This window comes from Pseudomonas sp. FG36, assembly GCF_057809275.1.
Genome location: NZ_JBMDJQ010000049.1, coordinates 24,579 through 33,247 on the forward strand (window position 1 = coordinate 24,579; position 8,669 = coordinate 33,247).

10 protein-coding genes are annotated in these 8,669 nt (G+C 65.4%); 5 read left to right on the plus strand and 5 right to left on the minus strand.

Annotated elements, in window-relative coordinates:
- Positions 1 to 25: 25 nt before the first annotated feature.
- A complete protein-coding gene (locus tag ACODS9_RS24740) occupies positions 26 to 610 on the minus strand; it encodes a PilZ domain-containing protein (RefSeq protein WP_401105741.1) in 585 nt (194 codons plus the stop codon).
- A 93-nt stretch (positions 611 to 703) separates the two neighbouring features.
- Between ACODS9_RS24740 and ACODS9_RS24745 the strand changes: the two genes are divergently transcribed.
- The 3 genes from ACODS9_RS24745 (at position 704) to ACODS9_RS24755 (ending at position 3,952) form a co-directional block, all read left to right on the plus strand.
- Positions 704 to 1,954 carry a lipoprotein-releasing ABC transporter permease subunit gene (locus ACODS9_RS24745; protein ID WP_046856390.1) on the plus strand — a complete coding sequence of 417 codons (1,251 nt, stop codon included), beginning with the start codon at positions 704 to 706 and terminating at the stop codon, positions 1,952 to 1,954.
- Between the two features lie 7 nt (positions 1,955 to 1,961).
- Positions 1,962 to 2,645 (plus strand): lipoprotein-releasing ABC transporter ATP-binding protein LolD, encoded by a 684-nt coding sequence (gene lolD / locus ACODS9_RS24750; RefSeq protein WP_172670900.1) that lies wholly within the window; start codon positions 1,962 to 1,964, stop codon positions 2,643 to 2,645.
- A 62-nt stretch (positions 2,646 to 2,707) separates the two neighbouring features.
- Positions 2,708 to 3,952, plus strand: coding sequence for a lipoprotein-releasing ABC transporter permease subunit (locus ACODS9_RS24755; protein WP_401105745.1), 1,245 nt, complete (start codon positions 2,708 to 2,710; stop codon positions 3,950 to 3,952).
- A gap of 32 nt (positions 3,953 to 3,984) precedes the next feature.
- Here ACODS9_RS24755 and ACODS9_RS24760 read toward each other — a convergent pair whose 3' ends face one another.
- Both ACODS9_RS24760 and ACODS9_RS24765 read right to left on the minus strand, forming a co-directional pair.
- Positions 3,985 to 5,328: a heavy metal sensor histidine kinase gene (locus tag ACODS9_RS24760; protein WP_489094985.1), complete on the minus strand. Its 1,344-nt coding sequence runs from the start codon at positions 5,326 to 5,328 to the stop codon at positions 3,985 to 3,987.
- Positions 5,328 to 6,008 (minus strand): heavy metal response regulator transcription factor, encoded by a 681-nt coding sequence (locus ACODS9_RS24765; RefSeq protein ID WP_038705756.1) that lies wholly within the window; start codon positions 6,006 to 6,008, stop codon positions 5,328 to 5,330. The genes ACODS9_RS24760 and ACODS9_RS24765 overlap by 1 nt, the downstream gene beginning before the upstream one ends.
- 158 nt (positions 6,009 to 6,166) lie before the next feature.
- Here ACODS9_RS24765 and ACODS9_RS24770 point away from each other — a divergent pair, with 158 nt between their 5' ends.
- Positions 6,167 to 6,685, plus strand: coding sequence for a cupredoxin domain-containing protein (locus ACODS9_RS24770; protein WP_489094986.1), 519 nt, complete (start codon positions 6,167 to 6,169; stop codon positions 6,683 to 6,685).
- 68 nt (positions 6,686 to 6,753) lie between these two features.
- Entirely contained in the window at positions 6,754 to 7,584 is an 831-nt protein-coding gene (queF, locus tag ACODS9_RS24775; protein ID WP_401105751.1) for an NADPH-dependent 7-cyano-7-deazaguanine reductase QueF, read from the plus strand.
- Positions 7,585 to 7,616: 32 nt separating this feature from the next.
- Here the strand turns inward: queF and ACODS9_RS24780 are convergent, their stop codons facing one another.
- Together ACODS9_RS24780 and pcrP are read right to left on the minus strand one after the other, a co-directional pair.
- Complete coding sequence (locus tag ACODS9_RS24780; protein WP_031315272.1) at positions 7,617 to 7,880, minus strand: DUF4404 family protein; 264 nt, start codon at positions 7,878 to 7,880, stop codon at positions 7,617 to 7,619.
- Between the two features lie 123 nt (positions 7,881 to 8,003).
- Positions 8,004 to 8,555 carry an HAD superfamily inactivated hydrolase PcrP gene (pcrP, locus tag ACODS9_RS24785; protein WP_046856386.1) on the minus strand — a complete coding sequence of 184 codons (552 nt, stop codon included), beginning with the start codon at positions 8,553 to 8,555 and terminating at the stop codon, positions 8,004 to 8,006.
- Between the last annotated feature and the right edge of the window lie 114 nt (positions 8,556 to 8,669).

An 8,669-nucleotide genomic window follows, 5' to 3' on the forward strand; every position in this document is an offset into this window, starting at 1 on the left:
TTCCTTCAAATCAGGGAAAAAGGGCTTATGCGTCCGGCTCGTTCTGCTCCAGCGCCTGGCGCCGTTGCTGTTGCTGGCGCTGCAGGATGTAGCGGGCCAGGAGCTGGCGCTGGGCGTCGGTCATGTCGATGAATTCGGTGCCGACCTCGAAGTCGCCGTCCGGGCGCGGGTCGCAATGGGTGACCCGGCCGCGCAGCAGCAGGCCGTGGGCTCGGGGCATCAGCACCATCTTCACCTTGACCCGGGTGCCGGGCGCGATCTTCTGCGCCTGGGCGAACTCGATGCCGCCTTCGGAAATGATCACCGGCGTCGGCCGGCCGATTTCGCCGATCAGGGTTTGCGCGACCACGGCGCTGAGCAGGTCCAGGCGTTTGTTCTGGGCGCGCAGGAAGGCGGCCAGGGTGCGGTCCTTCTCGCTCAACTGGCGCAGCAGGTGTTGCGACTCGAAGTCCGACAGGTGCAGTTCGCTGAGCAGGTTGAACAGCTCAGAATCATCCTGCAACAGTTCTGTCTCAAGGGCTTCGGCCGCGCTGAGGGGGCTGATTTGAAGTGCGATCCGATCTTCGATGCGGTAGTATTCGCGGCGATCTTCTTCGTCTAATGTCGTCATGGCGAACCCAAGGTTACGGCGGTGGTCCGAGTGTAAAGCCGCCGTAGGCGCCTCGCCACAAGGACGTTCCCTTTCATCCGAACAAGCCCCGACATGTTCAGACCTCTATTCGTATTCATTGGTACGCGCTACACCCGTGCCAAGCGCCGCAATCACTTCGTCTCGTTCATTTCGCTCACCTCGATGATCGGCCTCGCCCTGGGCGTGGTGGTGATGATCGTGGTGCTGTCGGTGATGAACGGGTTCGACCACGAGATGCGTACCCGCGTGCTGGGGATGATCCCCCACGCCACGCTGGAGACCGGCCAGCCGATCGACGACTGGCAGGCCCTCGCCTCTAAAGTAAAGCAGAATCCGCAGGTGCTGGCGGTCGCGCCCTTCACCCAGATGCAGGGCCTGCTGACCCATGAGGGCAAGGTGCAGAAGGTGCTGCTCAACGGCATCGATCCGGCCCGCGAGCGCGAGGTGTCGATCATCGACAAGTTCGTCCTCGACGGCAGCCTCGACAAGCTGGCGCCGGGCGAGTGGGGCATCATGATCGGCGACAAGGCCGCGCAGAAGCTGGGCGTGGCCATCGGCGACAAGCTGACCTTCGTCGCCCCCGAGGTCAGCGTGACCCCGGCGGGCATGTTCCCGCGCATGAAGCGCTTCACCGTGGTCGGCACCTTCCATGTCGGCGCCGGTGAGATCGACGGCTACCTGGGCCTGACCAACATCGCCGACCTGTCGCGGCTGCATCGCTGGAAGGCCGACCAGGTCCAGGGCGTGCGCCTGAAGTTCGACGACCTGTTCCAGGCGCCGCGCGCCACCTGGGCCATCGCCCAGCAGCTGGGCGAGCAGGAGTACTACCCGCGGGACTGGACCCGTACCCACGGCAACCTGTACCAGGCAATCCGCATGGAGAAATCCATGATCGGCCTGCTGCTGTTGCTGATCGTCGCGGTGGCGGCGTTCAACATCATTTCCACCCTGGTGATGGTGGTCAACGACAAGCGCGGCGACATCGCCATCCTGCGCACCCTGGGCGCCACGCCCGGGCAGATCATGGCCATCTTCATGGTCCAGGGCACGGTGATCGGCGTGGTCGGCACGCTGATCGGCGCGGTGCTGGGCATCCTTGGCGCGCTCAACGTGAGCGCGGCCATCGCCGGCATCGAAGCCCTGATCGGGCACAAGTTCCTCAATGCCGACGTGTACTTCATCGATTACCTGCCGTCGCAGATCCAGGCCCAGGACGTGTACATGGTCTGCGGTGCGGCGCTGGTCCTGAGTTTCTTCGCCACCCTGTACCCGGCCTGGCGCGCCTCGCGCACCCAGCCTGCAGAGGCGCTACGTTATGAGTGAGTCGCGCATGAGTGATAAAGCCGTGTTGAGCTGCCGCAACCTGGGCAAGAGCTACGAGGAAGGCCCGGAGTCGGTGCAGGTGTTGTCGGGGTTGAACCTCGAGCTGCACCCGGGCGAGCGGGTGGCCATCGTCGGCAGCTCGGGTTCGGGCAAGAGTACCCTGCTCAACCTGCTGGGCGGCCTAGACACGCCGACGCAGGGCAGTGTCTGGCTGGCCGGCGAAGAGCTGTCGGCACTGGGCGAGCGGGCCCGCGGCCTGCTGCGCAATCGCGCGCTGGGCTTCGTCTACCAGTTCCACCACCTGCTGGCAGAGTTCACCGCCCTGGAGAACGCCTGCATGCCGCTGCTGATCGGCAAGACCCCGATCAGCGAGGCCCGCGAGCGCGCCGAGGCGCTGCTCAAGCGCGTTGGCCTGGGCCACCGCCTCAATCACAAGCCGGCCGAGCTGTCTGGTGGTGAGCGCCAGCGCGTGGCGATTGCCCGCGCCCTGGTCAACCGCCCGGGCCTAGTGATGCTCGACGAGCCCACCGGCAACCTCGACCACCATACCGCCCAGGGCATCCAGGAGCTGATGCGCGAGTTGTCTACCCACTCGCAGACCGCCTTCCTGGTGGTGACCCACGACCTCAATCTGGCGCGCCAGATGGACCGTGTGCTGAGCCTGGAAGACGGGCACCTGGTGGCGATCTGAGTCGCTTGCGCGGGGCCCCGTGAGGCGGCCCCGGTTCTTTTTCTACTTGGGTGTTCCCGTTCATGTTCAGACCCTTGTCCTTGTTCATCGGTGCCCGCTACACCCGTGCCAAGCGCCGCAATCACTTCATCTCGTTCATCTCGATGACCTCGATGATCGGCCTGTCGCTCGGCGTGCTGGCCATGATCACGGTGTTGTCGGTGATGAACGGCTTCCAGCGCGAAATGAGTTCGCGAGTGCTCGGCCTGGTGCCTCATGCCGCCATCCTCGGCGTGCAACCGCTGGATGACTGGCGCAAGGTCGCCGCCGCTGCCGAAGGCAATCCGGCGGTAATGGCCGCCGCGCCGATCACCGAGATGGAAGGCATGCTCTCGTACAAGGGGGCGATGCAGCCGATCCAGGTCGCCGGCATCGATCCGGTTGAGGAGGGCAAGGTCTCCATCGTCACCCAGCACATCGTCCAGGGCAGCCTGCAGGACCTGGTGCCGGGCGAGTATGGCGTGGTCATCGGTGAATTGACCGCGCGGCGTTTTCGCCTGAACACCGGCGACAAGCTGACCCTGATCGTCCCGGAGATCAGCAAGGAGCCGGGCGGCATCACCCCGCGCATGCAGCGCCTGACCGTGGTCGGCATCTTCAAGGTCGGTGCCGAGCTGGATGGCTCCCAGGCCTACATCCACGTCGCCGATGCCGGCGAGATGCAGCGCTGGGCACCGGGCCAGGTGCAGGGCGTGCGCCTGAAACTGCATGACCTGTATGCCGCGCCGCAAGTGTCCAAGGCCATCGCCGCAGGACTGGGCGAAGGCTACCGCGCCGATGACTGGTCGCACACCCAGGGCAGCCTGTTCAGCGCTATGAAGATGGAAAAGACCATGATCGGCCTGCTGCTGATGATGATCATCGCCGTGGCCGCGTTCAACATCATCGCCACCCTGGTGATGGTGGTGAACGACAAGGGCGCGGATATCGCCATCCTGCGCACCATCGGCGCCACGCCGGCGCAGATCATGGGCACCTTCATGGTCCAGGGCAGCTTGATCGGTATCGTCGGCACCTTGCTTGGCGGAGTGCTGGGGGTGATCCTGGCGCTGAACGTCAGCGCGGTGGTCGGTTGGCTCGAGCGAGTCAGCGGCCAGCATATTTTCACCTCCGACATCTACTTCATCAGCAGCCTGCCGTCGGAGTTGCAATGGGGCGATGTGGCGATCATCTGCGTGGCGGGGCTGGTGATGAGCTTCCTGGCGACGATCTACCCGGCCTACCGCGCCTCGCAGATCGAGCCGGCGATGGCGTTGCGTTACGAGTAAGACATTGCAACACCGGGGGGCGCTTTGCGCCCCTACGCGGGCAACTCGATCACGAACCGCGTCCATCCATCTTCACACTCCGCCCGAATTTTCCCACCGTGTGCCTGCACGATCGAGCGGGTGATCGCCAGTCCCAACCCCGCATGCTCGCTGCTGCCTTCCTGGCGCGCCGGATCCGCCCGGTAGAAGCGGTCGAACAATCGCTCAAGCAGTTGCGGCGCAATCGCCGGCCCGGTGTTGGCCACCACGATGCGCAGCCCAGGCTCCAGGCTTACCCGGATCTCCCCACCGGCAGGGGTGAAGCGCAGGGCGTTGTCCAACAAGTTGGATAGCGCCCGGCGCAACATGTGCCGGTCGCCTTCAGTGTGGGCCTGGCCCTCACGCAGCAAGCGTACCTCAGCGTCCTCGGCCAGCGGTGCGTAGTACTCCTGCAACGCATCGACCTCCGTCGCCAGGTCCAGCGGCTGGCGGTTGGGCATCAGCAGGCCGTGGTCGGCCTTGGCCAGGTAGAGCATGTCGTTGACCAGCTGGGCCATCCATTGCAGCTCCTCGAGGTTGCCGTGCAGGGCCTCGCGATACTCCTCCAGGCTGCGCGGACGGGTGAGGGTGACCTGGGTGTGGGTCAGCAGGTTGGACAGTGGCGTGCGCAGCTCGTGGGCGATGTCGGCGGAGAACGCCGACAGGCGCTGGAAGGCATCGTCCAGGCGCTGCAGCATGGCGTTGACGGTGCCGGCCAGCTCGGCCAGTTCCTCGGGCATCTCGGCGGCCGGCAAGCGCGTGGTCAGCGAGCCGGCGGTGACGCTGGCGGCCACCTTGCCCATCTGCCGCAGCGGTTTCAGGCCACGGCGTACGGCCCAGGCGCCGAGCAGCGCGGTGGCCAGCGCCGACAGGCCGACGGTGAGCCAGATCAACCGCTGCATGCCTTGCAGGAAGTGCTGGTGGTGGGTGATGTCGAGGAACAGGGTCAGTTGCGGCGCAGCGGGCTGGCCGTCGATCAGTGGCGCGCTGAGGCTGCGGTAATCGACCCCGTGGCTGTGCAGGGTGGCCAGGCCGGTGGGGGCGGGGGCTTGCGGCAGCTCGCCGCGGCTGGCGAACCAGAGCGCACCGTCGGCGCCGCGCACACGCAAGGCCAGGTCGGACTGGTGACTCAGCTCGTTGAGCAGCGCCGGCAGGCGCATGGCCAGTTGCTCCTGGGTGGCGACGCCGGCGAGCAGGCTGCTCATCAGCGAAAGCCGGCCGCTGAGCAATTGCTGGTCGAGTTCGACGAAATGCTGCTCGCTGGCGCGGCTGAACAGCAGGCCGGCGCCCAGCGACACGGTGGCGGTGCAGGCGGCGAACAGCAGCGCCAGGCGGCTGCCCAGGGACAGGCGGCGCATCAGTCGTGGCGCTCTTCGAGCACGTAGCCCATGCCGCGCACGGTGTGGATCAGCTTGGTGGCATGGCTGTCGTCGATCTTCAGGCGCAGGCGGCGGATGGCCACCTCGATGACGTTGGTATCGCTGTCGAAATTCATGTCCCACACCTGCGAGGCGATCAGCGACTTGGGCAGCACCTCGCCCTGGCGGCGCAGCAGCAGTTCGAGCAGGGCGAACTCCTTGGCGGTCAGGTCGATGCGCTGGCCGGCGCGCTCGGCGCGGCGGCGGATCAGGTCCAGGCGCAGGTCGGCCAGGGCCAGGCAGGTATCCTGGCTGGCACTGGCGCCACGGCGCAGGAGGCTGCGCACGCGGGCCAGCAGTTCGGAGAAGGCGAAGGGTTTGACCAGGTAGTCGTCGGCGCCCAGCTCCAGGCCGTGCACGCGGTCCTCGACGGCGTCACGGGCGGTGAGGAACAGCACCGGGGTGTCCAGCCCGGCCTGGCGCACCGCCTGGAGGATCTGCCAGCCGTTGCGCCCCGGCAGCATCACGTCGAGGATCAGCAGGTCGTGGTCGCCGCTCAGGGCCAGGTGCTGGCCGGTGTCGCCGTCGCTGGCCAGTTCGGTGGCGAAGCCGGCCTCGCTCAAGCCCTGGCTCAGGTACTGGCCGGTCTTGGCCTGGTCTTCGACGATCAGCAGTTTCATGTGTTTACCAACGGTTCGGGCCAACGTGATGCCGAAATGATACGTGACGATCTGGCGGCCTGCCCAAGCTGACAAAGTTGTAATCTTCCCGTCAGCCAGCTGCCAGCCAGCCTTTTCGACAATGGCGCCATCTTCGCTGCATTGATCTGGAGTCACCCATGAAACACCTGTTCCTCACCGCCGTGCTTGCCCTGACCAGCCTGCCCACCTTCGCTGGCGAAGCCAAACCCTTCGCCTTCGGCGAGCCGGCGCCGGCAGCCAAGGCCACCCGCACTGTCGAGGTGGTGCTCAAGGACATCGCCTTCGAACCCAAGAGCATCAAGGTCAAGGCCGGCGAAACCGTACGTTTCGTGCTGGTCAACGAAGGCAAGCTGCCCCACGAGTTCAACCTGGGCGACAAGGCCATGCACGCCGAGCATCAAAAGGAAATGGTCGCCATGCAGGGCAAGATCTTTACCGCCGGCATGAATCACGAAGGCATGGATCATGGCCAGATGGATCACAGCCAGATGATGGGCGGCGGCCATGGCCACGACACCGGCAACACCGTGCTGGTGCAGCCTGGCCAGCGCGCGGAGCTGACCTGGACCTTCCGCAAGTCGGCACCCATCGAGTTCGCCTGCAACGTACCGGGCCATTACCAGGCCGGCATGGTCGGGCCGTTGACCATCGAGTGACATCGGCTCCAAGGCGGGGTGCAAAACCGGTAGACTAGGGGCAATTTCGAACCTTCAGGTCAGTTTCCATGCATCCCGCCGCCGAACACTCCCCGCTGGGCAAGTCCAGCGAATACGTCGCCACCTACACCCCCTCGCTGCTGTTCCCCATCCCGCGCCTGGCCAAGTGGGCCGAACTGGGTGTCAGTGGCGACGCGCTGCCGTGGCAGGGCGTGGATTTCTGGAACTGCTTCGAGCTGTCCTGGCTGCTGCCTTCAGGCAAGCCGGTGGTGGCCATCGGCGAGTTCGCCATCCCTTGCGACTCGCCGAACATCATCGAGTCCAAGTCCTTCAAGCTGTACCTCAACTCGCTGAACCAGACCGTGTTCGCCTCGGTGGCCGAGTTGCAGGCGTGCCTGGTAAAAGACCTGTCCGCCGCTGCGGGCAAGCCGGTCGCGGTCAAGGTCAGCACCCTGGTCGAGGCCGAAGGCCAAGGCGTGACTGCCTTGCCGGGCCAGTGCATCGATGCGCTGGATGTGAGCATCAGCAACTACGAGCAACCGCAGCCTGAACTGCTGCGCTGCGCGGCGGATCGCGTGGTGGAAGAGACCGTGCACAGCCACCTGCTCAAATCCAACTGCCCGGTTACCGGCCAGCCGGACTGGGGCAGCGTGGTGGTGGAATACAAGGGGCGGGCGCTGGACCATGCCAGCCTGCTGACCTACCTGATCAGCTTCCGCCAGCATGCCGACTTCCACGAGCAGTGCGTGGAGCGGATCTACCTGGACCTGAAGAACCTGCTCAAGCCTGAGCACCTGACGGTGTATGCACGGTATGTGCGCCGGGGTGGGCTGGATATCAACCCGTACCGCAGCACCGGAGCGATCAACCCGCAGAACCTGCGGTTGGTGCGGCAGTAATGTAACGGGGCCGCAAAGCGGCCCCGTTGGGTTCAGATCCCCATGCTGTGCAGCGAGTTGGCAATGCTGCGCAGGGTGGCGGTAAGGTCGGGATGTTCGGCCTCGAAGCGTTCGATGGCGAGGTTCACGCCGTCGACGAGGTTGTTGTCCGGGGTGGCTTCCTCAAGCTTCAGCTGGGCCTCGATCTGCCTGGCTTCTTCATGCAGGCTGGCCAGCTCCTCTTCCGAAAGCGGCACATTGCGATCCAGTTGCTCGCGCAGGCTATTCAGGCGCTCTTGCAGTTCGCGGGCAGGCATTGTTCTTACTCCATCAATGACTTGGCAAGGCATGGACCTCAGCGAAGCGGCAAAGGTTCGGGCCTGTCCTCTAGCGTAATCCACCTGCCGACGCTTTGCATGACCCGTATCAACGGGGATGTATCAGGGTTTCTCGCCTTTGTGCCGGCGCTGGGCGATATCCGCGAGGCAGGCATCGAGGGATTCGAGGTGGTCGATCACCGAATGCACACCCAGGCCGAACAGCGCCAGGGTGGCCTTGCCGCGAGCCAGTTCCTGTTCCTGCCGGCTCAGCGCCTGCCATTGCGCCGAGCCCTGATCACAGGCCGCCAGCCCCACCGTCCACAGCCCGGCATTGAGCCCCGACTGCAGCAGCAGCGGCTCGCCACTGACCAGCACGCAGCCGTCCAGGCGCTGGCTTTGCAAGTTCATCAGCGCCTGCCAGCAGGCGTTGGGGGTCGGCCATTTGCTGCCATTGGCGCAGTGGCCCGGCAGCCAGTCGGGCAGCACGCTGCTAAGGCGTTTGCCCAGGGTGGCGCTGAGTTCGTCGAGCCAGATGCACGGCACCTGCTGCGAGCGCAGGCGAAGCAGGGAATCCAGGGCGCCGGGGGCGGGCAGGGGGCTGCCGTCGGTCGCCTGGACCAGGCAGCCGCGCAGGCCGAACAGCACAGCGGTGAAGGCGGGTGCGTCTTGCATGGCAACGTCCCTAAATAACCCGCAGGCTATCCAGCGATTGTTACCGACGGATGACGGCCAGGGTCTGTACGAAATGTGTCTGCGCGAAGGCCAGACAAGGCGAAACGGGGGGAG